Raw genomic sequence first — 22,661 nt, forward strand, 5'->3', positions numbered from 1 at the left:
AATTTGATAATGAGTTAATTTTTTGTTCGAGTCTATCTGCTTCGAAAATTATTTTTCACACCCTCTGAAGCCTTTTCAACCTTCAGTTTTAACCCTTCTTTGTAGGCTATTATTTTATCTAACACGCATTTATCAGAAGCTCCAATAATTTGCGCTGCTAATATACCTGCATTTTTAGCTCCGTCTAAAGCAACTGTGGCAACAGGAACACCACCTGGCATTTGTAAAATAGACAATACAGAATCCCAACCATCAATAGAATTTCTGCTCTTTACAGGAACCCCAATTACAGGCAATGGACTCATAGAAGCTACCATTCCTGGTAAATGAGCTGCACCACCAGCACCGGCAATAATTACCTGAATGCCTCTTTTATGTGCGTTGTTAGCGTAATCAAATAATTTTTCAGGAGTTCTGTGTGCTGAAACAATATCAACTTCGAGTTGAATATCAAAACTTTCTAAAATATCAATCGCTTCTTGCATGATTGGAAGATCAGAGTCACTTCCCATTATTATTCCTACCATAGTTTATTTACTAATTACTTTAACGGTTTCTTTTACTTTTTGCGCGATCTCTCTTGCTGTACTTATATTTTCGTGAACAATGGTTACATGACCCATTTTACGAAAAGGTTTTGTTTGTTTTTTTCCGTAGATGTGAGGGGTAACACCATCAATTTTCATTATTTCTTCAATATTTTCATATACAACATCGCCAGTAAAACCTTCTTCTCCAACCAAATTTACCATAATTCCGGCAACTTTGCTTTCGGTTTTTCCTAATGGAAGGTTTAAAATGCTGCGTAAGTGTTGTTCAAATTGACTGGTATAACTAGCTTCAATACTATAATGACCAGAATTATGCGTTCTCGGAGCTACTTCATTTACTAAGATTTTATCCTCTTGTGTTTGAAACATTTCTACAGCTAATAAACCGACGAAATCAAAAGCATCTGCAACTTTTAAAGCAATTTCTTGTGCTTTTTGAGCTACTTTTTGATCAATTCTGGCAGGGCAAATCACATATTCTACTTGATTTGCTTCTGGGTGAAATTCCATTTCTACTACTGGATAGGTTTTGGTTTCACCACTCGCATTTCTCGCAACAATTACCGCTAATTCATTTTTAAATGGAATTAGTTTTTCGGTAATACATTCTCCTTCAGGTAGTGATTGTAAGTCTTCAAAAGTTCGAACGATTTTCACCCCTGTTCCGTCGTAACCAAAACGAGCAGATTTCCAAACAAAAGGAAAGTCGACAATATTGTTTTGGTAGGAATGTTTTAATTCTTCGAGATAAGCATAATGTAAAAAATCGGCTGTAGGAATAGTATTATCTACATAAAAGTTTTTTTGACGTGCTTTACTTTGAATGATTCTTAACGTAGCAGGTTTGGGATAAATAGTTAATCCTTCGTCTTCTAATTTATCTAAAGCATCAATGTTTACGTTTTCAATTTCAATGGTAAGTAAATCTACTTTTTTACCAAAATTGTATACATCATCAAAATTTAATAAATCGCCAATATGAAATTCGTTGCAAATTTGAGCACAAGGAGCATCTTTAGAACTATCTAGAATAGCAGTGTAAATATCGAATTTCTGAGTTTCGGCGAGGAGCATTCTTCCTAATTGTCCGCCACCTAAAACGCCTAGTTTAAAATCCGAAGAAAAATAATTTTTCACGTTGTATTGTTTGTGTTGTTAGCACAAAAATAACAATCTTATTGGTTGTAAATATGATTTTATCGAGTAATTTGAAGTGTACTTGAGCTTGTGTGTAATACATTGTATTCTAACGCGAAACAACCTTCTCCATCAATTGGGGATCCGTTTAACGAATTATATTCTTTTTGATCACAAGAACATATTAATTTTAAACCATCAAAAGTCATTGGTGATGAACATTCTCCTTCTGGGCATTGTAAATCGAATACTTTATATTCTGATGAAGTTCTACGAATAATAATAATATTTCTTCCTTGTAATACAGTTGTAGCATGACTTCCAGGAACTTGTAAATCGATAAATTCAGGATTGCTCAAATTTATAGTTTCATTTATTGAGATCCCTAAAAAACAATTATTTACTACAGTTTCACTTCCGCAGTTCATTAGTAAAAAACAACTAAAAATAAAAAGGATTTTTTTCATGGTTAAGAGTATCTTGTGTATAAGTAACGAAGCGAATTTACAAATATTTTGTACATTTGTTATTCGATCTCATTCCGTATGGTTTGAGATTTTTAAATTTTAAAAGTTATGAGTAACGTATCATATTACACAGAAGAAGGGTTAAAAAAACTAAAAGATGAGCTTGCGCAGTTAGAGCAAGTTGAAAGACCGCGTGTATCTCAAGAAATTGCAGACGCGCGAGATAAAGGAGATTTAAGTGAAAATGCTGAATACCATGCTGCTAAAGAAGAGCAATCATTATTGGAAACCAAAATTGCAAAATTAAAGAATGTAGTAGCCAATGCTCGTATTATTGATGAAAGCCAGTTAGATACATCAAAAATCTTAATTCATTCGATTGTAAAGTTGAAAAACATGACAAATGGAATGGATTTTACATATACATTAGTAGCTGATAGTGAGAGTGATGTACGTAACGGTAAACTCTCAGTAAATTCTCCGATTGGTAAAGGTTTATTAGGTAAAAAAGTAGGAGAGATTGCAGAAATTCAAGTTCCTAATGGAATTATGAAGTTTGAGATTTTGGAGATTTCTAGATAATGTTATTAAGAGGAAGAATGACGAAGTAATCTTTTCGATTAACAGATTGCTTCATTTTATTCGCAATGACAGAATAACTTAACTCGCGTTGCTATAGCAACGCGTTTTTTATTTACTTTTACTCAATAAAACTCGAAACCATGGCAAGTATTTTTACCAAAATAGTAAATGGAGAAATTCCGTCGTATAAAGTAGCGGAAGATGATAATTATTTAGCTTTTTTAGATGTAAACCCGAATGCAAAAGGACATACGTTGGTAATTCCCAAGCGCGAAGAAAACAAAATTTTTGATTTATCTAAAGAAGAGTATGATGGATTAATGTCTTTCTCTTACCGTGTGGCTAAAGCGATAGAAAAAACAATTGCTTGTAAGCGTGTAGGAATGAGTGTAATTGGGTTAGAAGTGCCACATGTACATGTGCATTTAATCCCTTTAAATAAAATGGCAGATATTCAGTTTGTTGAGAAAGTAAAATTATCGAAGGAAGAGTTTGTAGCGTTGGCAGAGAAAATATCAGCTAATTTTATCTAGCAAAATCTCAAAACTAGTTCCTTTTCCAATTTCTGATTTTTGTACAAATATTTTTCCTTTGTGGTAATCTTTAATGATGCGCTTAGAGAGAGACAAACCCAATCCCCAACCGCGTTTTTTGGTGGTAAAACCAGGTTTAAATACTTGTTTGAATTGAGATTTTGGAATTCCTTTCCCAGTATCTGAAACGGTAATTTTTACTTTTTTATCAATTTCTTTTATAGATAAACTTACCGATCCTTTTCCTTTCATGGCATCAATGGCATTTTTAATTAGATTCTCGATTACCCAACCAAATAATTCATTGTTTAAGTTCACGTTAATTTTATCTTTATTAGTTGAAAACGAAAAAGAAATTTGTTTCGAACTACGAGATTCTAAATAGTCAAAAGCAGTTTTTGTAATCGCTACAATATCTTGTTTTTTCAACTCGGGTAAGGAGCCAATTTTAGAAAAACGATTTGCTATAACATTTAATCGTTTAACATCTTTTTCAATTTCATCTACATAATTTTCACTTACATTTTCTATACGTAAAATAGCAATCCAACCTAAAAGAGAAGATAATGGAGTTCCTATTTGATGTGCAGTTTCTTTAGCCATTCCTGTCCATAACTTATTTTGTTCGGCAACCTTATTGGTGTTAAAAAATAGGTAAACTACGGTTAAAAATAGACCTAAAATAAGTAGTAAAGCGAGTGGATAATAGGTGAGTTTGTATAATAAGTCTGAGTTGCGATAGTAAATAAACTGCTTTTTGTTTTCTAAATAGTTGATTTCAATAGGAGGATTTTGATCCTTCATTAAAACCAATTGCTTTTTTAAATATTCTTTTTTTAAAGATTTGAGACTGTCTAAATTTTGAGCATCTAAAATATTTCCTTCAGCATCTGTTAAAATTAAAGGGATATTGGTAATGTTTTCAAAAACTTTGTTCTCTAAATTAAAGCTAGCGTTTAAATCTTTATTGGTTTCAAATTCTTTTAAAGCAGTAGCAAAGAGTTCCATTTTAGCACGTTCATCTTGTTTAAAACGTTGAAAGAAAATGTAGGTATTCCATAAGATTAAGGATACAATAATGAAAGAAATCAAAATTGCAATTCGTTTGAACCAAAAAGTATTACTCCAAAAACTCATTTGTCAAATATAAACTATTCTGTACTATAACTTAATTTGCAAAAGCGTAGTATATTTACAATGCAAAAATCAAAATAGAATGTTATCAATTAATCCGAAAGAAATTTCAACAGGTAAATTACATGCATATTTATTAGGAGCTGTTGCTCCAAGACCAATCGCATTTGCGAGTACTATAGATGAAAATGGAAATCCAAATTTATCTCCATTTAGCTTTTTTAACGTGTTTGGAGCAAATCCGCCAATCATGATATTTTCTCCTGCACGAAGTGTACGAGATAATACGACAAAGCATACATTAGATAATGCAGAGGCAACAAAAGAAGTGGTGATTAATGTGGTGAATTATAATATAGTACAACAAATGTCGTTAAGTAGTACGATGTATCCGAAAGGAGTTAATGAGTTTGAAAAAGCTGGATTAACTATGCTACCTTCGGATGTTGTAAAACCATTTAGGGTTGCAGAATCGCCTGTGCAGTTTGAATGTAAAGTAATTAATGTAATTCATACAGGAGCAGAAGGCGGGGCAGGAAATTTAATTGTTTGCGAAGTGGTTAAATTACACATAAATGAAGATGTGTTAGACGCAGAGGGACATATTGACCAATATAAAATAGATTTAGTAGCAAGAGCTGGAGGGAGTTATTATTCTCGTGCTAGAGATGGTTTTTTTGAAATTCCGAAACCAATTTCTTCTCTCGGAATAGGAGTAGACCAAATTCCATCAGAAATTAGAAATAGTACAGTTTTAACAGGGAATAATTTAGGGATGTTAGGAAACGTAGATCAGATTCCAACAAGAGAAAATGTTGATAACTTTGCGAAAGAACACCCCGAATTTGTGGGAGTTTCTGAAGAAAAAAAACATACATTTGCACAAGAATTTTTACAAAAAGAGGATGTAGAAAGCGCATGGAAAGTGCTTTTAATTAAATAGATACGAAATGGAAGTAATAGGGAAAATTAAACTAATTAACGAAACACAAACTTTTGGTAGTAACGGATTTAGAAAACGTGATATGGTAGTAACTACCGACGAACAATATCCGCAAATGATTTTAATTGAATTTATTCAAGATAAATGTGATTTATTAAATACTTACCAAGTTGGCCAAGACGTAAAAGTATCGATCAATTTACGTGGTCGTGAGTGGATTAACCCACAGGGTGAAGCAAAATACTTCAACTCTGTTCAAGGATGGAGAATTGAAAGTTTAGCACAAGGGGCACAAGGAAATGTTCCGCCAGCACAATCATTTGAACCAGCTCCAGATTTATCAGAAAATGAACCAGATGATTTACCTTTCTAAAACAGAGGAAAAATAGATATAAAATAAAAGAGCGCAATTTGCGCTCTTTTATTATTTTTTAGGTTGTGGTTTCTTTTCAGGCATTGGTCCTCGCAGGTGAATAATTAATCCATTTAAGAAATTACGTAAAATTTGATCGCCACATTCCATATACTTCGGATGTTCTTCGTTTCTGAAGAAAGCTCCTAATTCTCCTTTAGTAACTTTAAAATCTACCAAAGCACAAATTTCAATAATATCTGTATCACGTAGTTTGTGTGCTACTCGTAATTTTTTAAAAACATCGTTGTTAGTTAATCCTCCCATAATATAAAGATAGTTGATTTTTAATTGACCATTGAAAATATAGCCCAAGCATAAATTGCAAAACGTAAAAAACGAAATAAACCGAAAGTTAACACACCTTTTAGTGGGTATTTAATCATACCAGCAGTCATACAACTGATTGCAAAAGGTAAAGGTAATAAAGCACCTACTAAGATTAAAATACCACCCCATTTGCTAGTGTTTTTTAAATTTTTAGCCATTTTCACTTCTAAATATTCTCTAATAGCATTAATTTTTAGTGAAGCTCTTCCAATAAAATAAGCTGTTATTCCGCCCAAATAAGATAAGGTTGCTAAGATGGATAAGTTTACCAATGGTTCTGAAGTTTTTTTAGACCAGGCAATAAAAATTTCTGGCGGAACCAATCCTAAGATTGTTTCAGAAATAAAAAAGCTTATTAAAATTCCAGCACGCGAAAACGTTTCTGTCATTTTATGCAATCCGTCATTAATATTGTAAACGTATTTATTAAAAAGAATAAGTCCTATAACAGCAAATACAATAGGTAAAAAAGCTTTCTTTAAGCTCTCCCAAATAAACATATAAAAACCCGTACGATGATAGTAATTATGTAAACGCTCGTAGTGTGGCTTAACATTTTTCTTTTTTTTCTTCTTGCTCATCTTCTAGCAGCTTCCTTTTTGAAGCTGCAAAAATACGAGGTAATTAGAAAATAGACTAAGAAATATATGTTAATTATAAAAGAGTTATGGCAGCTTCCGCACAACGTTCACCGTCCATAGCGGCAGAAATAATTCCGCCAGCATAACCACCACCTTCACCACAAGGGAATAAACCTTGTATTTGAGGATGTTCTAAATTTTCTTTTCTGGGAATATTTACAGGTGATGAAGTACGAGATTCTACTCCAATAATATTTGCTTCTGCCGTGTAATATCCGTGCATTTTTTTTCCGAAGGCGGCAAAACCTTTGCGTAAACTACCTCCAATAAGTTTTGGAAGAATAGAGTGTAGCGGAGATGAATTTAACCCTGGTTGGTACGAGGTTTCATTCAAACTATTAGATAATCGCCCTTCCACAAAGTCGGTTAGCCGTTGCGCTGGTGCAACTTGACTTCTTCCGCCAGCATTAAACGCTAATACTTCTAAATCTTTTTGATACTGTAATCCTTTCAAGACTCCGTATTTCTCATATTTAGGTAAATCTTTATCAACATTGATTTCAACAACTATTCCTGAGTTGGCAAACTTGTTGTTTCTTCGAGAAGGAGACATTCCGTTCACGACAACTTCTCCGTTAGCGGTTGCGGCAGGTACAATAAATCCACCAGGACACATACAGAAAGAATACACACCACGGTTATTTACCTGGTGCACTAAACTATAGGCAGCAGCAGGTAATAACTCATCTCTTACACCTTCGCAACTGTATTGAATTTGATCTATAATTTCTTGTGGATGTTCAACTCGAACACCCATTGCAAATGATTTAGCTTTAAGTAGAATATCTTTTTTGTGTAACAACTGATAAATATCTCTAGAAGAATGTCCTGTCGCTAAAATCACACAATTCACGGTCATTTCACTGCCGTTTTGTAAATGAATAGCGTGTATTTTGTTGTTTTTAATCACAAAGTCTGTAACACGACTTTCAAAATGAATTTCTCCTCCATATTTTAAAATCGTTTCGCGAATATTTTCAATAATCTTCGGTAATTTATTGGTTCCGATATGCGGATGTGCATCAATTAAAATTTGCTCAGTTGCCCCATGATAGACTAAGTTTTCAAAAATACGTCGTACGTCGCCACGTTTTAAACTACGGGTATATAGCTTTCCGTCAGAATAGGTTCCTGCACCACCTTCACCAAAACAATAATTAGAATCTTCATTCACATCATGAAATTGGTTAATAGCCCGTAGATCACGTCTACGATCTTGTACATTTTTTCCGCGTTCCAAAACCACAGGCTTGTAGCCTAATTCAATACAACGAAGCGCTGCATACATACCAGCTGGACCAAAACCAATAATATGAATTTCTCTAGCAGATGAGACATCTTTGTATTCAAAAACATAATTGGGAGCAGTTGGTAATGACTCGTTAATGTACACGGCAACTTTATAGTTGAAAATAGTTTGTTTTTTACGAGCATCAATCGATTTTCTCAAAACTTTAACCGCAGTAATTTCAGAAAGATCAACACCTAATTGTTTCGCTGCTTTTCTTTCTAAGATTGAAGATTGACGTTCTTCAACCAAATTAACTCGGAGTTGTACTTCTTTTACCATGTTGCAAAATTATGCAAATTTCAATTGATACGGTTTCTTTATTTTAGCAAACAAATTAAATGCGATTTGTACTGTTGTTTATTTATTAGAATTAATAATTTTCTAAACGTCATTACGAACGAAGGGTGAGTGAAGTAATCTTTTTGTTTAGGATTATGATGTTACAGGCTGCTTCGTACCTCGCAGTGACGATTTTTATAATATATTAAATGATTTGGTTAAGTAAAAAAATAGAATTCCCACCACACGAGACAGCAACAGATGATGGTATTTTAGCGTTAGGAGGAGATTTATCGGTAGAACGATTAACGTTTGCCTATAAAAACGGAATTTTCCCGTGGTTTAACGAAGGAGAGCCAATTGTTTGGTATTCTCCTTGGGAACGAATGGTGTTGTTTCCTGAAGAGTTGAGGATTTCTAAATCGATGAAGCAACTGATGCGAAAAAATCAGTTTGTTATTACTGAAAATAAAGCATTTGAAGAAGTTATTTTTAATTGCAAGCACACAGATAGAAAAGACCAATTAGGTACTTGGATTACTGATGATATGGAGCAAGCCTACATTAATCTACATAAAAGAGACATTGCAAAATCTATTGAAGTTTGGTTTGAAGATGAATTGGTTGGTGGACTCTACGGAATCGATTTACAAAACGGTGTTTTTTGTGGTGAAAGCATGTTTAGTAAAATGAGTAATACCTCAAAATTAGCTTTTATACATTTAATCCAAAACTGTGGATACAAACTCATAGACTGTCAAGTATATAATGAACATTTAGCAAGTTTAGGAGCGAGAGAAATTGAGCGAAAAGAGTTTTTAAGCATATTACAAAAAAACACGAATAATAATTAAATTATTCGTGTTTTGTAAAGTGTTTTAAAAAGGAAGTTGTTAGATATTAATCTTAATAACCTGAGAATCTTTTTTTCTTTTTCCTAATAAAATCACTTCGTTTTTATGATCAGAAACAATACCATTATTTACTTTGTAGTAAACTTTAGAATCTTTCTTGTCAATTAGTTTTTTAATATCATAAGCCCCATCTCCGTCAATTGAAATAGCGTATAAATTTGAGTTTTTAGCAGAAGTTTGCTTAAACTGAATACGATCGTCTCTTAACTTTTTTAGTTTATCTGAACAGTTAATAAAAAAGTAAGTTTTTTCTCCAACAGAAATAGGAGTAAAAGAACTGTTTTGGTAACCAGTTTGCGCTTTATTAATATTTCTAGCCCATTTTAAGTCTCCTTGGTTGTTAAGTCTCAACGAAATAATATCATCATAATGCTGAACAGTAGTGGTGCTCGTTGTTCCATTAGGACCAAAAGTTGTATGAGTAGTAATGTAATCTTCTTCTGCATTGATTACTAGATCTCCATTCGGCATAGCCTCTATACTTCTAAATTTGATAGCTGTTAATCCTTTTTTCTTTTTACGTTTTTTCTTTCCTTCTCTATCTCCATACTTATCTGATAAAAAAGTTTCTGAAAAAGGATTGTATTTTTCAGCATCTAAAGCTAATGAAGTTGGGTTTAAGTTAAACAAACAAGCTCCATTGTATTTACCTTCGTCTTTATTACCGTAAAAGCCAACACAAGAAATTTTACCGTTGTTTTTTACTAAAGATAATGAGCCAATAAACTTATCAGGGTTTTTAAAACTTGCTATTTTTTCACCATTTTTATTTATTTTACTTAGTTCGAAATGATAATTTGCTTTTCCTTTCTTTTTCTTTTTCGTTGAATTGTTTTCGAATGATTTTCCTAAGAAATAAACAGACCCATCTTGGTCATCGACATCAATACTATTATATTTAAATAAGCGGTCTTTAATGTCTTTAACGATTAGCTTGTCGTAAACCATTTCTAAATTGTCGTTAAACACAAAAATTTTATGAGTTTCTTTTTCTTTGTCTTTAAAGTCGAAATTAATAGCAAAGAATTTGTTGTTTTTAGACATGATAACTTCACCTAAATGGTCACCATCCATTTGATCTACACCGTTATTAAAGAAAACGGTGAAAAGAGAAAAACCAAAATATGTTTTGATATTATCTTCTGAAATAGACAATAATTCTTTCGATTTAAAATTAAAGTTGTTAATATCTGTACTTAGCGCTCTGTAAACAATTTGATCTTCTTTGCTTAAATTTTCAAATTCAATTAAATGTAATTTTCCATCTTTAACAAAAGCATTTTCAATTCTGCTTTTATCAACTTCGTAGTCGAATTCATTTTTTAGTTTAAGATCTTTATCAAAATGCTCAATGTAATAACCTTTAATTTTTTTGAAAGGAAAGCCTCCTAAGTATCTTCTAACCGTAATTAAACCACCATCTTGGTCGTCTATAGCAAAAGATAAGAAACTATGTTTTTTTTTGTCTTTAAAGATTTCACTTTTGGTAATGTTGAAATCTTGAGCAATTGTTAGGGAGCTAATAAATAATAAAATAAGCAGGGTAGTTTTTTTCATTAGTTTTATTTTTTAATTAGCTTCAAATATATAATAATTGATATAAAGCAAAAATGAAGATTAAAATGTTTTGTTTTTAGATATAAAAACTCATCGATTGCTAAGGTTACACTAAGCATGTAGCTAGTTTACGAGTTAGAGAAATATAAAGAGAAGCGTTCTTAAAGTGATAGTGGTAGGAAGTTTCGCTATCGTTTATGTATAAGAATAGTTGCGGTTTTGTGTGCGAGGATTTTCCGCAGGAAAATCAGACGTAACAAAACAGCAACGACCTTTGGTTAAGCATTAATTTAGCAATTATTTTTATACGGTGTTAGCAATTGTATTTTAATTCTTTTCCTAATAGTTTATTAAAAAAATCTTCTGTCACTTTTAATAAATCGTCAATTAGTAATCTGTTCTTAATTATCAATTTTGGTTCTTCTACTAATTCTCCTTTTGGACTGAAGTCAAAATATTTTAATTTATTATTAAAGTCATTAAACACTTTCCAATCCTTTTCTGTTTTCTTTACAAATCCTTGAGAATGGACTAATTTATTCCTAATTCGCTTTATTTTCAAAATAAATTGCCACTCTTTGTCCAAATTTCGGAAATTCACATTGCAAGATTTTTCCAGAAACTGTTTTGCTTTCTCAATATCATTAGTTCCTTTCAAGTCGTTAATAGAATATTTTGTTTGTTTTTCAATTTCGTAATGTTCACAAATTAATTTCAATTCGTGTTCAATAAAAGTTATTATTTGTATTAAAAAAGATGCTCTGAAATTATGAGGAAATAAGGTTGCAATATCTCCACTTCTATAATAATAATCTTGTGCGATTTGATTATATCTTTTATAATCATCTTGGTCTAATTCCGCCAGACTTTTATTATAAGATTCGTCCAATGACTTTTTCTCTTTGTCTAAAAAACTCTCAATTTCAGTTTGGTATTTTTTAAAATCAACCAAAGAAAATTCAATTCCGAATAATAGAAATTCTGCATAATCAATAATCGGTATTTCTGTTGGTTTGGTCATATAATTGCTAACTTTAATGATATGAGTTCGTTTTAATGACTTATATCAGACGATAGCGAAGTTATTGAAAAACAAGTTAAGAATCAAACCAAATATGGGTACTCAAACTTCAACGTTTTATCTTTTACCGATTTTATTTATAAGTTAGTGAAATCAAAAAACAGTTTTGGTTTAATAATGGTATTCTATTCAATCCATCATCAACTAATTTAGGGAGCAAGGTTTTGTTGCCTTTTAACTAGTAAAAACAACCGTTCATCTATACATTTAATTCAATTCATCGATTGTTGTAGTAATAAACGTATTAAATATCTTTACTTTGTAACTACTTAAGAGACGTCTTAAGTTCTTTTTCATAGCAATTTTCCCGCTCAATTTTTTTTGAGCGGGTTTTTTATTTAAATTTTGTTTCTAATACAACATAACTTTATATATCGCTTTATGTGGTAAATAATTTAAAATTTTAATAATTAAAACCTATCTAATTATCTTATAGTAGAGGTTATTTTAAGGTAGAAAACTCAATTGAACTATCGGTAAATATGGTGTGAGTTTGCGTTTTAAAATCTTTCTCATCTGCTTTGTAGATATTTTCTACATAGGTTTGTGGATTTAAATCAATTAGAGGAAACCATGTACTTTGTATTTGAATTTGTAGTTTATGTCCTTTTTTAAAGGTGTGAAAAACGTCTTGTAACTTAATATTTACATCCGTTTTTTTGTTGGGTGTAAATGGTTCAGGGTTTGAAAAACTATTTCTGAAACGACCACGCATCACTTCGCTACGGACCATTAAATGATAATTGCTCAGTTTTAAATGCGTTTGCATTTCTTTATTGTCATTTTTTAAATCTGCAGGATGCACATCAATCACTTTTACAATCCAATCGGCTGCCGTACCTGTAGTAGCTACTTTTAGTTTTGCTAAAATATCACCTGCAAGTGTAAAATCTTCGGTTAATACATCGGTTTCAAAAACCAACACATCAGGTCTTCGAGCAGCAAAACGTTGATCGTCTGTCATGTATTTTCTTGGTGTAAATACGGTTTTAATATCTTCGGAATAAGGAACAGGGCGTTTTAAATTACTGATGAAATTAATTTTTGTTTCTGATTTTTTATCCGAAGTTAATTCTTGATTTTCTGATAAATAAAAAGATTGTTTTTGTGTATTTTGAGGAGGCCAAACATCGTATGATTTCCATTCTTTTTTACCGGTATCAAAAACATAGGCTTCTGGTAATCCACTGTTTTTAGAACCGTCTCCTTTTAAAAAGTGATTGAAGAATTTAGTTTCTACTTCTTTTTGGAATTTTAGTGAAATAGAATCTCCAAAATAATAATTACCTACAGTGTTTTTAACTTTGTTTCTCGACCATCCACCATGATCCCAAGGACCAAGGACCAATGTGTTATAATTTTCTGGTTGATGTTTTTCAATGCCCTTATAAGTCTCTAACGGACCGTATAAATCTTCTGCATCAAAAAAACCGCCAACAATCATGGTTGCCACTGTTGAAGGAACTTTATTTAAATGCTGAATGATTCCTTTGCTTTGCCAAACAGAATCGTAATTAGGATGCTCTACAATTTCTTTCCAAAAGAAGTCATCAATCCTATTTTTACTTTCCGTAGTTTTTACATCCAATCTGTCGTACTGAAAATATTCGTTCAAGTTTTTTAGCGGACCTTTATCTAAGAAAAACTGATACTGATCTTGCGTCTTCATATCAGGAAAAGAATACCAAGCAGAATCTGTTGGTTGATCTTTGTATGTTCCGAATAGTGAAATTGCTTTGAAGTAGCTTAGTAAAAAAGCTCCGTTGTGATGAAAATCATCAAAGAAGAAATCGCCAATGCATGCTTGTGGTGAAGCTGCTTTTAAAGCAGGATGTGCATCGATAGTAGAAACGGTTGCATAATGCCCCGGATAAGAAATTCCCCAAGTACCCACATTCCCGTTGTTGTTTTCTACATTTTTAACTAACCAATCTATGGTGTCATAAGTGTCTGAAACTTCATCAGATTCATTGGTTTTTTTATTCGGAATGTAGGCACGCATGTTGTCATAAACACCTTCACTCATCCAACGTCCGCGAACATCTTGGTATACAATAATATTCCCTTCTTTCATTAAGTTTAAATTAGGTCCAATTTTTGTTCTGAATTCACTTTCACCGTAAGGCTTACAGCTATAAGGGGTTCGTTGTAATAAAATAGGGTAGGTTTTACTTACGTCTTTTGGGGAGTAGATAGTGGTGTGTAGTTTTACACCATCTCTCATGGTAATTGTTACTTCTTTTTTATTGTAATTATCTTGTGTGTACGTGTCTTTTTTTTCAACTTCTTTTTTTGTTGTTTTGGTACAACTTATAATGAAAAAAAGAGCAATAAATGTTAGTTTATAAAATGACTTCATATTTGGTTTGGTAAAATTGAAGCATAAATATAAGCTATTGAATTTTAAAATTATAATAATAAAAAAAGCTGCCATTTGGCAGCTTTATGTTTGTTAAAAAGGTTGTTTTAGTTTTTTAACCAAGCGTTTCTTAATATTGTTTTTGGATTGTTAGCAGGAAGCTCCTCAATAACTAGATTTGTACTCTTAGCTTTAGGTTGTATATATTTTCCTTCTAATTTTATTAATTTCTGATCTCTTGTTACTTCCATAGAAATTGTATCTCCTTCTTTCCATTGCATCGTTTTCCCTATAACAGGACGAATATTTTGGATTGTAACTTTTTCACCATTCACAGATTCTAAAATATCTCCAGCTTTAACACCTAAAGTTTCTAATCCTGTATTTGTTTTTGGCGTAAAGAATATTTTTCGATCGTCATTTACAGAAATAAACGGACGTCCTTTTTTATTTACAAAGTAAGTAGCGTCTTCAACAACAGTCTCATTTTTGACACCTACTTTTTCAAAATATGTATTGTAATCGATAGGAGTAGCTCCTTCTACATGTGTAGTAAAGAATTCACCAATTTTGGGGTTGGTCATTTTAACAATTTCCGCAATAATTTCATCATCTTTAAATGGTTTATGCTTTCCGTATTTGTTAGATAAGTCTTTCATTAGGTTTCTTAAACCGTATTTCCCCTCAGTTTCTTCTTTTAAAATAATATCTAAACACATTCCTATTAATGCACCTTTCATATACACATTAGAATAGTTTGAAGCATATTCTTTATCTAAAATATTTTTACTCATTTCAGTAAAAGACATATCGTCTTTAAAACGCTTTGAAGTCGCAATTTTACCCTCTATGTTTGTGATGAATTCTTGTTCAGAAATTAAACCTTGATTTACTTGAAATAAATGAGCAAAATATTCTGTAATACCTTCATACATCCATAAATGTTTAGACATATTAGGTTCGTTAAAGTTGAAGTTATGAATTTCTTCAGAATGAACAGATAACGGAGTTACAATATGGAAAAACTCATGGGAAACCACATGATTGATCATATTGTCGATCAATTCTTCTTTTTTAAATGCTTCAGGGTATACAACTGTTGTTGAGGTGTTGTGTTCTAATGCTCCAAATATTTGAAAATCATGTATTTCACGATCAAATAAATAGATTAAAATGTTGTACTCTTTAGTTGTATTAAAACCTTTTAAGAAGTTAGATTGCGCTTGCATCATTTTTTGTAAAGGCTCTTTTAAATCTGCTGCAGAATGTACGTTATTTGGTGAGTAAATTGAAAGGGAAACTGCGATTCCGTCCACATTAAAATTAATGGTATTTTCTGGTGCATACATAATCGGGTTATCAGAAATCTCATCGTAACGAGCTGCATAAAAAACATCTTCCGTTTTATTCTCTTTTATTACATTTTTGTTGATTAAAGAAGTAGTTTCAACTAAGTTTTCTGGGTGTTTAACAGTAATTGTGTATGGAGTTTCTTTTTTACCTTTAAAATACCCAACAAATCCAGGTAAGTTTAGTAAAAAGTTTTTGTTTTTTTCAATATTAGTACCAGCCATCACATAAATACCATGGTTAATTTCAGAGTCAAATGTATCATCAACCAAATAAGAGAGTTTGTCCATTTTGGCAGCGTGATTAATTTGCCATGAATTGGTGTCAAGTTTTTCAACAGTTAACTCGTTTCCATCATAATCATAGGCTTTAAAGTTTGTAACAAACTGACCGAAATTACTGATTGCATACGTTCCAGGAACTATTGCAGGAATATTATATACAATAGTATTTTCTGTAATTTTTTGAGGGTTAATGCTAACTTGAACCTTATCATCAACAACATTTGTAAGGTCTATGGTTGTTTCAATTAGAGCTTTGTTTTTAACAGTGTTTTTTACAGAAGAACAACTAGCAAGTATTGCGATAGCTGATACAGCGACAAATATTTTTCTCATGATAAATTTTTAATAGTTATGATATAAGTATAATTAGTAAACGAAATGTTACAGTTTTTGTAACGAGTTTAACAAAATTTTAGGACAATTAAGCAAGTATTAATTTTTGATTGGATTTACTTAAAACGTTGTACCTTTGCAAAATATGAGAATTAGAAGACTTTCAGACTGGTTACCCACTACAAATAAAGAAGTTAAGCTTCGCGGATGGGAAGAACTAGATGTAATTTTGTTTAGTGGAGATGCCTATGTAGATCATCCTGCATTTGGACCTGCTGTAATCGGTCGTATCCTTGAAAGTTATGGCTTACGAGTAGCGATTGTTCCACAACCTAGTGTGAACGATAATTTACAAGACTTTGAAAAGTTAGGAAAGCCACGTATGTTTTTTGGAGTTACAGGCGGATGTATGGATCCAATGGTTAGTAATTATACGGCAAGTAAACGTCGAAGAGATAAAGATGCCTATACGCCAAACGGAGATAAAGGTTTTAGACCCGATTATGCAACCTCTGTATATTCAAAAATATTAAAAGAAAAGTTTCCAGACGTTCCTGTTTTAATTGGGGGTATTGAAGCTTCGCTTCGTAGAGTTACACACTACGATTATTGGTCGGATAAATTATTGCCAACAATTTTAGAAACCTCTAAGGCAGATATGTTGGTTTACGGAATGGGAGAACAACCTCTTAGAGAAATTGTAGAATTGTTGCAAAAAGGGATTCCTTTTTCGAGTTTACGTACAATAAAACAAACAGCAGTTTTATTACCAAAAGAAGAAGAACTTCCAAAGAATAAAAACTGGGAAGATGTAGAGATTAATTCTCATGAAGCCTGTTTAAAAGATAAGAAAACATTTGCATCAAACTTTAAAGTGATTGAGCAAGAGTCTAATAAATTACAAGCACGACGAATTTTTCAAAAAGTAGGTCAGAAGCAGTTGGTAATCAATCCACCGTTTCCTACAATGACAGAAAAAGAAATTGACGGTTCTTTCGATTTACCATATACGCGTTTACCACATCCAAAATATAATAAACGGGGTCCAATTCCTGCGTTTGAAATGATTAAGTTTTCTATAAATGTGCATCGTGGTTGTTTTGGAGGATGTAGTTTTTGTACGATTTCAGCACATCAAGGTAAATTTATTGCCAGTAGAAGTCAAGAATCTGTTTTGAAAGAAGTAGATGCTGTTACAAAAATGGACGATTTTAAAGGATATTTATCCGATATCGGTGGTCCGTCAGCAAACATGTACAAAATGAAAGGTAAAGTACAATCGATTTGCGACAAGTGTGTTGCTCCGAGTTGTATTTCACCAGTAATTTGTAGTAATTTAGATACCTCGCATAAACCATTAACGGAATTGTATAAAGCAGTTGATGCGCATCCGAAGGTTAAAAAATCATTTATTGGAAGTGGAATTCGTCATGATATGTTGGTGCCAGAATTTAACAAAAATGCAGATCCGAAAGAATTAGATGCTTATACGGAAGAAGTGATGACCAATCATGTTTCTGGTCGATTAAAAGTAGCACCAGAGCATACTTCAGACCCAGTATTAAAATTGATGCGCAAGCCGTCGTTTAAATATTTTCATATGTTCAAAGACCGCTTTGATCGTATTAATATGAAGAAGCGACTAAACTTACAGTTGATTCCGTATTTTATTTCGAGTCATCCAGCTTGTGAAGCGGAAGATATGGCAAATTTAGCGGCAGAAACGAAAGATATGGGTTTTCAATTAGAGCAAGTACAAGGATTTACACCAACACCGATGACAGTAGCTACGGTAATTTATTACAGTGGTTATCACCCATATACATTAAAGCCCACAAAAACGCCAAAAACGGCAAAAGAGAAAGAGGATCAACATCGTTTTTTCTTTTGGTATAAAAAAGAAAACCGCCAGTGGATTAAAGATAAATTGACTTCTGTAGGTCGAACAGATTTATTGGTGAAGTTATTACCAAATGATACTTCTTGGCGAAAAAATAAACCACAAAAAGCAAAGCATACTTTTGATGATACTGTGGTTGCTCCAAAAAAAGAATCGAGAAGAAAAAACAAAGGTTTCAAGAAAAAGAGGAGAAGGTAATATTACGTAAATCGTTGTTATTTTATATTTCAGTATTTTAAATGGAAAAATTAGACATATATAAAACAACAACGGTATTTTTTATCTGGAGTAAAAAAGATTATTTATAAACAGTTTTATCGTTTATGATTATTTGTTTTTGAGTTTCGTTATAAGGTTCGACATTTCGTAGATACTTATTAAACCAGTCTAATATTATTTTTACGGATTCTTTGCGATTATTATTTAAAACATGATCATCACCTTCAAAAGATACAAATTTATATGGGAATTCTAGGCTATCGAGTTTTGTAACCAATTGTTTCGCTTCTTCATAATTAACGTTTTTGTCTTTTGTTCCATGTAAAAGCAACAATGGCATTTTATTTAGTTTCTCAGGCCAATAAACAACGGATCTGTCTTTTAAATTTTCGTCACGATTTTCATAGTAGTTAGGTATCACTTCAGAATAAACAAATTGTTCCATTTCAGGTCTATCTCTAATGCTAATAAATTCGTTAGCAGATCCAGCCATTACAACAGCTGTTTTAAAAATGTTTTTATTTTTAATAGCCTTGTATGTCATTAAGCCTCCTCTACTATGACCAAATATTCCGATTTTAGAAATATCTGCCATTGATGTTTTAGATAAAACAGGAATTAAGTTCATAACATCATTAACATCTGCTCCTCCAAATTCTTCTTTCCCTTCACTACCACTATTTCCTCTATAATTAGAAGCAATTACGACGTATCCTTGATTTGCATAAGGGAGCATATACTTGTCAATTTGCCTAAAATTGAGTCTGCCAGCATCTCTATTACCTCCTCGATTGTATATAATACATGGGTAAATACCTTCTTTTTTTGGAGTTAACATAATCCCTGTTATAATTAACCCATCGCTTTTATAAGCAATAGAGTAAATATCTACATTTTGTAAAAGTTTAAATTTCGGAAAAATAATTCCAGAAGATTCTAAAACCCAGTATTTAAAGCCGTTTAGTTTTTCTTTTTTAATTATTTCTGAATCTTTAAAAGATCCAAATTTTGCTTTTGTTTCAGTAATTGTGTTGGTTTGAATTTCTTTATCTATATATATATAACTATAGATTACAGTACCAGTAATTAAACCAATGAACAAAAATAAAACACCTATAAACTTTGCAATTTGTTTAAATAATTTCATAAAATATTAGTTTATTTATAGTAAGACTTGTTTAATAACTATTTGTTACAAAATGTATTTGGTATTGTGGTTCACAAAATATTATTATGCTTTTGATTATAGGAAATTTTATAAAAAGGTTTGGATAAGAATAGTAAGAAATGATTATGGTGTAAGTTTTAGTTACAAACCTTGCAATTTTCCTTTTCCTGAATTTCACCAATGAGTTTTCCGTTTTCGTTAAGAGTGAATCCACAGCAGTTCATAAAACCTTCTGTTATAAGCTTTCGACCACGTTGTATTTGCGATTTTACAGTAGGTAAGGGCAGGTTTAGTTGTTTGGCAACTTGTTCTTGCTTTAATCCTTTAATATCTGATAAAAAAATAGGGGTACGGTATTTTTCGGGTAAATTTTGTAAAATACCACGCAAGCAATCTTTTTGAGTATGTGTATTTTCTAAAAGTTGAATTTCATTTTTAAAATTAGTAATTTCAAAAGTTTGATTCGTTGTTTTGAAATAATCAAGAATAGAATTTCTTGCAATAGTAAACGCCCAAGGTTTTAATTTGGTAATATCTTTTAAAGTATGGAGTTTCATGTGTATTTTAATGAAAGATTCTTGCAAAATGTCATCAGCAATAGTGGTGTCTTTCACTTTGCTGATGATAAATTGTTTTAGGTCTTTAGCATATTTTATCCAAACTTTCTGTGTAGTCATTGTTTAGCAATTACAGTTATTACAGGTGCAGTTTTCGCATGTACAATTGTTACAACTTCCTGTTTTACATCCTTCACAATTACAAGTACATTCATTTTTAAATTTCATTATATTACGTTTTATGGTTTATTAATTAGACGTAAATTATTTGAAAAAGATGCATAGAATAAATAATAATTTATGATAAAGTTTTACAGGCGAAAAACTTTATGATTCATTTTCAAGACGATTGCGTTTCATTTCAAATGCTTCTGTGGCTTGTTTAATAATATCTAATGTTCCGGAAGCTCTTTGCATTACTTTATCTAATTCTTTGTCTAAATCTTTAGATTGAATATCAAATAATTGAACTTCAACTACCCCAATTTTTTGAATTAAACTTTTTTGAGAGTTTTTAATATCTTCCATTTTTACTAAAACGGAATTCATTATTTTAATTCTTTTTTGCGTTTTTTCATCCATAATTTTATCGTTTTTAACTGTAAAACAATAATATAATGAAAAACAATCCAAAAACAAAATAAGTTTTGAGGGTTAGTATTTTGTGGTTAGTTTACTTTTTCACCATTAACATAGGTAGCTATAACTTTTGTTTTTGGAATTTTGTTTTCTTCAATAGTTATGATGTCGTTTTCAAGTATAATAAAATCAGCCAGTTTACCTACTTCAATACTACCTTTTTCATTTTCTTCAAAATTTGCATAGGCATTCCAAATAGTCATTCCTTTTAAAGTATTTTCTCTTGATAATGCATTATTAGTTTGGTAGCCATTTTCTGGATATCCTTTTAAATCTTTTCTAATACTAGCCGCATAAAAAGTGTATAATGGACTTACGTTTTCTATCGGAAAATCTGTACCTAAAGCTATTTTACCGTATTGGTTCAGCAAATCATTGTAGGCATAAGCTCCTTTTATTCGCTCAGAACCTACTCGGTTTTCAGCCCAATACATATCGGATGTAGCATGGGTTGGTTGTACAGAAGGTAAAATATTTTTAAAAAAATCAAAATCTTTTAAATCAATAATCTGAGCGTGTTCAATTCGCCAACGACGGTTTGTATCATTTTGTAAAACTTTATTATAGGTTTTTAGCATTACGTAATTAGCAGAATCTCCAATAGCATGTGTATTCATTTGATACTCAGAATCAGCAATTCTTTTAGCTAAATCTTGAAGATTACTATACGAATTAACTAAAGCTCCAAAATGCCCTTTTTTATCAGAATACTCTTCTTTTAAAACAGCACCTCTAGAGCCTAAGGCTCCATCTGCATATACTTTTACAGAACGAACATTTAACCTGTTTGTTTTAATAATTCCTTTGTTTAGATAATAATCTAAATTTTCTGGGTTGTTACTAATCATAGCATACATGCGCATTTTTAATTCTCCTGTTTTTTGTAAGCTATCAATTAATTCAATCACATTTTTATCTAAACCAGCATCATCGACGGTTGTTAGTCCTAAATCAAAACAAATTTTTTCAGCATCTTTTAAAGCTTGAATTTGTTCTTTTCGAGTAGGTTCAGGTATTTTGACATACCTCATAGCATTATCAATTAAAACCCCGGTTAATTTTCCGTTTTCTTTAATGAATTCACCACCATTAACTTTACAGGTTGCATTGATGTTAGTTAAATTAATAGCAGCTTGATTTATAAGCATAGCATGACCATCAATTCTAGTTATTGCTACAGGTGTTTTTGGGAATAATTCATCTAATTTTTCTTTAGTAGGAAATTGTTTTACTTCCCAGTCATTTTGATCCCAACCTCGACCTGTAATAAAATTTACTTTTTTTTCTTTTTTAAAGTCTAATAAACGTTCTAAAACTTCATCAAAACTCTTAGTACCAACCAAATCTACTTTTTGTTGTTGTAAGCCTAATCCGTAAAAATGGCAATGTGCATCTATAAATCCTGGGTAAATAGCTTGGTTTTTAGCATCTATTATTTCAGAAGAAATATAGTTTTTTTTAATTTCTTTATTACTTCCAACGGCCATAAATTTTCCGTCACGAACAGCAAAGGCTTCTGCTTTTGAAAAACTACTGTCAATTGTGTAGATGTTAGCATTTACAATTATTAAGTCTGCTTTTAGTTTTTTACATTTTGTAAATAGACTTACTAAAAAGAAGAAAAGTAGTAATTTTTTCATCAGAATGTGTATATTAAATAGGCAATAAATAGGAGTAAAAACTGAAGAGGAATTCTTAAAAGAGCTATTTTTTTCGAGCCAATAGCTGGTTTTTCTCTAAAGACATCCCAAACGTGAATGGGTAAAAAAACAAGCATAAGAATAAACATTGCTAAAGCGGCTTTTTTCGATGTTTGATTAAAAACTAAACCAATACCAATGGCTAACTCAAAAAAACCTGCCACAAAATTTATAGCAAGCTTTGGAAGAAAATTAGGTATAAATCGATTAAAAATTTTAGGCTTTATAAAATGCATTATCCCAGCAAAAGCAAAAAACACTCCAAACACGATGCGTAAAATTAACGCTATTTTTTCCATA

22 protein-coding genes are annotated in these 22,661 nt (G+C 31.5%); 6 read left to right on the plus strand and 16 right to left on the minus strand.

Annotation, left to right across the window (positions count from 1 at the left end; all coding sequences use genetic code 11):
• Positions 1-32: 32 nt before the first annotated feature.
• Genes purE through C7447_RS09285 form a run of 3 tightly spaced genes read right to left on the minus strand, consistent with a single transcriptional unit; the run spans position 33 to position 2,155 of the window.
• Positions 33-527 (minus strand): 5-(carboxyamino)imidazole ribonucleotide mutase, encoded by a 495-nt coding sequence (gene purE / locus C7447_RS09275; RefSeq protein WP_148870241.1) that lies wholly within the window; start codon positions 525-527, stop codon positions 33-35.
• Between the two features lie 3 nt (positions 528-530).
• Positions 531-1,688 carry a 5-(carboxyamino)imidazole ribonucleotide synthase gene (locus C7447_RS09280; protein ID WP_148870242.1) on the minus strand — a complete coding sequence of 386 codons (1,158 nt, stop codon included), beginning with the start codon at positions 1,686-1,688 and terminating at the stop codon, positions 531-533.
• A 59-nt stretch (positions 1,689-1,747) separates the two neighbouring features.
• Positions 1,748-2,155, minus strand: a complete 408-nt coding sequence (locus C7447_RS09285; protein WP_148870243.1) for a Rieske (2Fe-2S) protein — start codon at positions 2,153-2,155, stop codon at positions 1,748-1,750.
• Between the two features lie 108 nt (positions 2,156-2,263).
• Here C7447_RS09285 and greA point away from each other — a divergent pair, with 108 nt between their 5' ends.
• Entirely contained in the window at positions 2,264-2,737 is a 474-nt protein-coding gene (greA, locus tag C7447_RS09290) for a transcription elongation factor GreA (RefSeq protein ID WP_148870244.1), read from the plus strand.
• A 140-nt stretch (positions 2,738-2,877) separates the two neighbouring features.
• On the plus strand, positions 2,878-3,270 hold the full coding sequence (locus C7447_RS09295) for an HIT family protein (protein ID WP_148870245.1): 393 nt from the start codon (positions 2,878-2,880) through the stop codon (positions 3,268-3,270).
• Here C7447_RS09295 and C7447_RS09300 read toward each other — a convergent pair.
• Positions 3,253-4,407, minus strand: a complete 1,155-nt coding sequence (locus tag C7447_RS09300) for a sensor histidine kinase (RefSeq protein WP_148870246.1) — start codon at positions 4,405-4,407, stop codon at positions 3,253-3,255. The genes C7447_RS09295 and C7447_RS09300 overlap by 18 nt on opposite strands.
• A 79-nt stretch (positions 4,408-4,486) precedes the next feature.
• Here C7447_RS09300 and C7447_RS09305 point away from each other — a divergent pair, with 79 nt between their 5' ends.
• Entirely contained in the window at positions 4,487-5,347 is an 861-nt protein-coding gene (locus C7447_RS09305; RefSeq protein ID WP_148870247.1) for a flavin reductase family protein, read from the plus strand.
• Positions 5,348-5,354: 7 nt separating this feature from the next.
• Complete coding sequence (locus tag C7447_RS09310; RefSeq protein WP_148870248.1) at positions 5,355-5,720, plus strand: DUF3127 domain-containing protein; 366 nt, start codon at positions 5,355-5,357, stop codon at positions 5,718-5,720.
• 51 nt (positions 5,721-5,771) lie between these two features.
• Here the strand turns inward: C7447_RS09310 and C7447_RS09315 are convergent, their stop codons facing one another.
• The 3 genes from C7447_RS09315 to C7447_RS09325 all read right to left on the minus strand — a co-directional run bounded on the left by C7447_RS09315 (position 5,772) and on the right by C7447_RS09325 (position 8,300).
• Entirely contained in the window at positions 5,772-6,026 is a 255-nt protein-coding gene (locus C7447_RS09315) for a DUF1456 family protein (RefSeq protein ID WP_148870249.1), read from the minus strand.
• A gap of 20 nt (positions 6,027-6,046) precedes the next feature.
• The gene (locus C7447_RS09320; protein ID WP_148870250.1) at positions 6,047-6,670 is read right to left on the minus strand and encodes a YqaA family protein; all 624 of its coding nucleotides are present in this window, start codon (positions 6,668-6,670) and stop codon (positions 6,047-6,049) included.
• 73 nt (positions 6,671-6,743) lie between these two features.
• A complete protein-coding gene (locus C7447_RS09325; RefSeq protein ID WP_148870251.1) occupies positions 6,744-8,300 on the minus strand; it encodes an NAD(P)/FAD-dependent oxidoreductase in 1,557 nt (518 codons plus the stop codon).
• A 209-nt stretch (positions 8,301-8,509) separates the two neighbouring features.
• Between C7447_RS09325 and aat the strand changes: the two genes are divergently transcribed.
• Positions 8,510-9,154 (plus strand): leucyl/phenylalanyl-tRNA--protein transferase, encoded by a 645-nt coding sequence (aat, locus tag C7447_RS09330; RefSeq protein WP_148870252.1) that lies wholly within the window; start codon positions 8,510-8,512, stop codon positions 9,152-9,154.
• A 39-nt stretch (positions 9,155-9,193) separates the two neighbouring features.
• Here aat and C7447_RS09335 read toward each other — a convergent pair whose 3' ends face one another.
• From C7447_RS09335 to C7447_RS09350, 4 genes are all read right to left on the minus strand, one after another.
• Positions 9,194-10,771 (minus strand): hypothetical protein, encoded by a 1,578-nt coding sequence (locus C7447_RS09335; protein WP_148870253.1) that lies wholly within the window; start codon positions 10,769-10,771, stop codon positions 9,194-9,196.
• A 313-nt stretch (positions 10,772-11,084) separates the two neighbouring features.
• Positions 11,085-11,792, minus strand: coding sequence for a hypothetical protein (locus tag C7447_RS09340; protein WP_148870254.1), 708 nt, complete (start codon positions 11,790-11,792; stop codon positions 11,085-11,087).
• A 502-nt stretch (positions 11,793-12,294) separates the two neighbouring features.
• Positions 12,295-14,211, minus strand: a complete 1,917-nt coding sequence (locus tag C7447_RS09345; RefSeq protein WP_148870255.1) for a CocE/NonD family hydrolase — start codon at positions 14,209-14,211, stop codon at positions 12,295-12,297.
• 107 nt (positions 14,212-14,318) lie between these two features.
• Positions 14,319-16,178, minus strand: a complete 1,860-nt coding sequence (locus tag C7447_RS09350; protein WP_148870256.1) for a M61 family metallopeptidase — start codon at positions 16,176-16,178, stop codon at positions 14,319-14,321.
• A gap of 145 nt (positions 16,179-16,323) precedes the next feature.
• Between C7447_RS09350 and C7447_RS09355 the strand changes: the two genes are divergently transcribed.
• Complete coding sequence (locus tag C7447_RS09355; RefSeq protein ID WP_148870257.1) at positions 16,324-18,276, plus strand: YgiQ family radical SAM protein; 1,953 nt, start codon at positions 16,324-16,326, stop codon at positions 18,274-18,276.
• Positions 18,277-18,376: 100 nt separating this feature from the next.
• Here the strand turns inward: C7447_RS09355 and C7447_RS09360 are convergent, their stop codons facing one another.
• From C7447_RS09360 to C7447_RS09380, 5 genes are all read right to left on the minus strand, one after another.
• The gene (locus C7447_RS09360) at positions 18,377-19,444 is read right to left on the minus strand and encodes an alpha/beta hydrolase family protein (protein WP_148870258.1); all 1,068 of its coding nucleotides are present in this window, start codon (positions 19,442-19,444) and stop codon (positions 18,377-18,379) included.
• Between the two features lie 158 nt (positions 19,445-19,602).
• A complete protein-coding gene (locus C7447_RS09365; protein WP_148870259.1) occupies positions 19,603-20,142 on the minus strand; it encodes a sigma-70 family RNA polymerase sigma factor in 540 nt (179 codons plus the stop codon).
• A 207-nt stretch (positions 20,143-20,349) separates the two neighbouring features.
• Positions 20,350-20,604, minus strand: coding sequence for a hypothetical protein (locus C7447_RS09370; protein ID WP_148870260.1), 255 nt, complete (start codon positions 20,602-20,604; stop codon positions 20,350-20,352).
• Between the two features lie 86 nt (positions 20,605-20,690).
• Positions 20,691-22,301, minus strand: coding sequence for an amidohydrolase (locus tag C7447_RS09375; RefSeq protein ID WP_148870261.1), 1,611 nt, complete (start codon positions 22,299-22,301; stop codon positions 20,691-20,693).
• Positions 22,301-22,660, minus strand: coding sequence for a DoxX family protein (locus C7447_RS09380; protein WP_148870262.1), 360 nt, complete (start codon positions 22,658-22,660; stop codon positions 22,301-22,303). Before C7447_RS09380 ends, C7447_RS09375 begins: the two co-directional genes overlap by 1 nt.
• Between the last annotated feature and the right edge of the window lies 1 nt (position 22,661).

Origin of the sequence: Tenacibaculum adriaticum, from assembly GCF_008124875.1 — a bacterium.
GTDB classification, from domain to species: Bacteria; Bacteroidota; Bacteroidia; order Flavobacteriales; family Flavobacteriaceae; genus Polaribacter; species Polaribacter adriaticus.

Coding starts and splice junctions, on each gene's coding strand:
- purE (WP_148870241.1), bottom strand. CDS start 527: ATGGTAGGAATAATAATGGGAAGTGACTCTGATCTTCCAATCATGCAA.
- C7447_RS09285 (WP_148870243.1), bottom strand. CDS start 2,155: ATGAAAAAAATCCTTTTTATTTTTAGTTGTTTTTTACTAATGAACTGC.
- greA (WP_148870244.1), top strand. CDS start 2,264: ATGAGTAACGTATCATATTACACAGAAGAAGGGTTAAAAAAACTAAAA.
- C7447_RS09295 (WP_148870245.1), top strand. CDS start 2,878: ATGGCAAGTATTTTTACCAAAATAGTAAATGGAGAAATTCCGTCGTAT.
- C7447_RS09300 (WP_148870246.1), bottom strand. CDS start 4,407: ATGAGTTTTTGGAGTAATACTTTTTGGTTCAAACGAATTGCAATTTTG.
- C7447_RS09305 (WP_148870247.1), top strand. CDS start 4,487: ATGTTATCAATTAATCCGAAAGAAATTTCAACAGGTAAATTACATGCA.
- C7447_RS09310 (WP_148870248.1), top strand. CDS start 5,355: ATGGAAGTAATAGGGAAAATTAAACTAATTAACGAAACACAAACTTTT.
- C7447_RS09315 (WP_148870249.1), bottom strand. CDS start 6,026: ATGGGAGGATTAACTAACAACGATGTTTTTAAAAAATTACGAGTAGCA.
- C7447_RS09320 (WP_148870250.1), bottom strand. CDS start 6,670: ATGAGCAAGAAGAAAAAAAAGAAAAATGTTAAGCCACACTACGAGCGT.
- C7447_RS09325 (WP_148870251.1), bottom strand. CDS start 8,300: ATGGTAAAAGAAGTACAACTCCGAGTTAATTTGGTTGAAGAACGTCAA.
- aat (WP_148870252.1), top strand. CDS start 8,510: ATGATTTGGTTAAGTAAAAAAATAGAATTCCCACCACACGAGACAGCA.
- C7447_RS09335 (WP_148870253.1), bottom strand. CDS start 10,771: ATGAAAAAAACTACCCTGCTTATTTTATTATTTATTAGCTCCCTAACA.
- C7447_RS09340 (WP_148870254.1), bottom strand. CDS start 11,792: ATGACCAAACCAACAGAAATACCGATTATTGATTATGCAGAATTTCTA.
- C7447_RS09345 (WP_148870255.1), bottom strand. CDS start 14,211: ATGAAGTCATTTTATAAACTAACATTTATTGCTCTTTTTTTCATTATA.
- C7447_RS09350 (WP_148870256.1), bottom strand. CDS start 16,178: ATGAGAAAAATATTTGTCGCTGTATCAGCTATCGCAATACTTGCTAGT.
- C7447_RS09355 (WP_148870257.1), top strand. CDS start 16,324: ATGAGAATTAGAAGACTTTCAGACTGGTTACCCACTACAAATAAAGAA.
- C7447_RS09360 (WP_148870258.1), bottom strand. CDS start 19,444: ATGAAATTATTTAAACAAATTGCAAAGTTTATAGGTGTTTTATTTTTG.
- C7447_RS09365 (WP_148870259.1), bottom strand. CDS start 20,142: ATGACTACACAGAAAGTTTGGATAAAATATGCTAAAGACCTAAAACAA.
- C7447_RS09370 (WP_148870260.1), bottom strand. CDS start 20,604: ATGGATGAAAAAACGCAAAAAAGAATTAAAATAATGAATTCCGTTTTA.
- C7447_RS09375 (WP_148870261.1), bottom strand. CDS start 22,301: ATGAAAAAATTACTACTTTTCTTCTTTTTAGTAAGTCTATTTACAAAA.
- C7447_RS09380 (WP_148870262.1), bottom strand. CDS start 22,660: ATGGAAAAAATAGCGTTAATTTTACGCATCGTGTTTGGAGTGTTTTTT.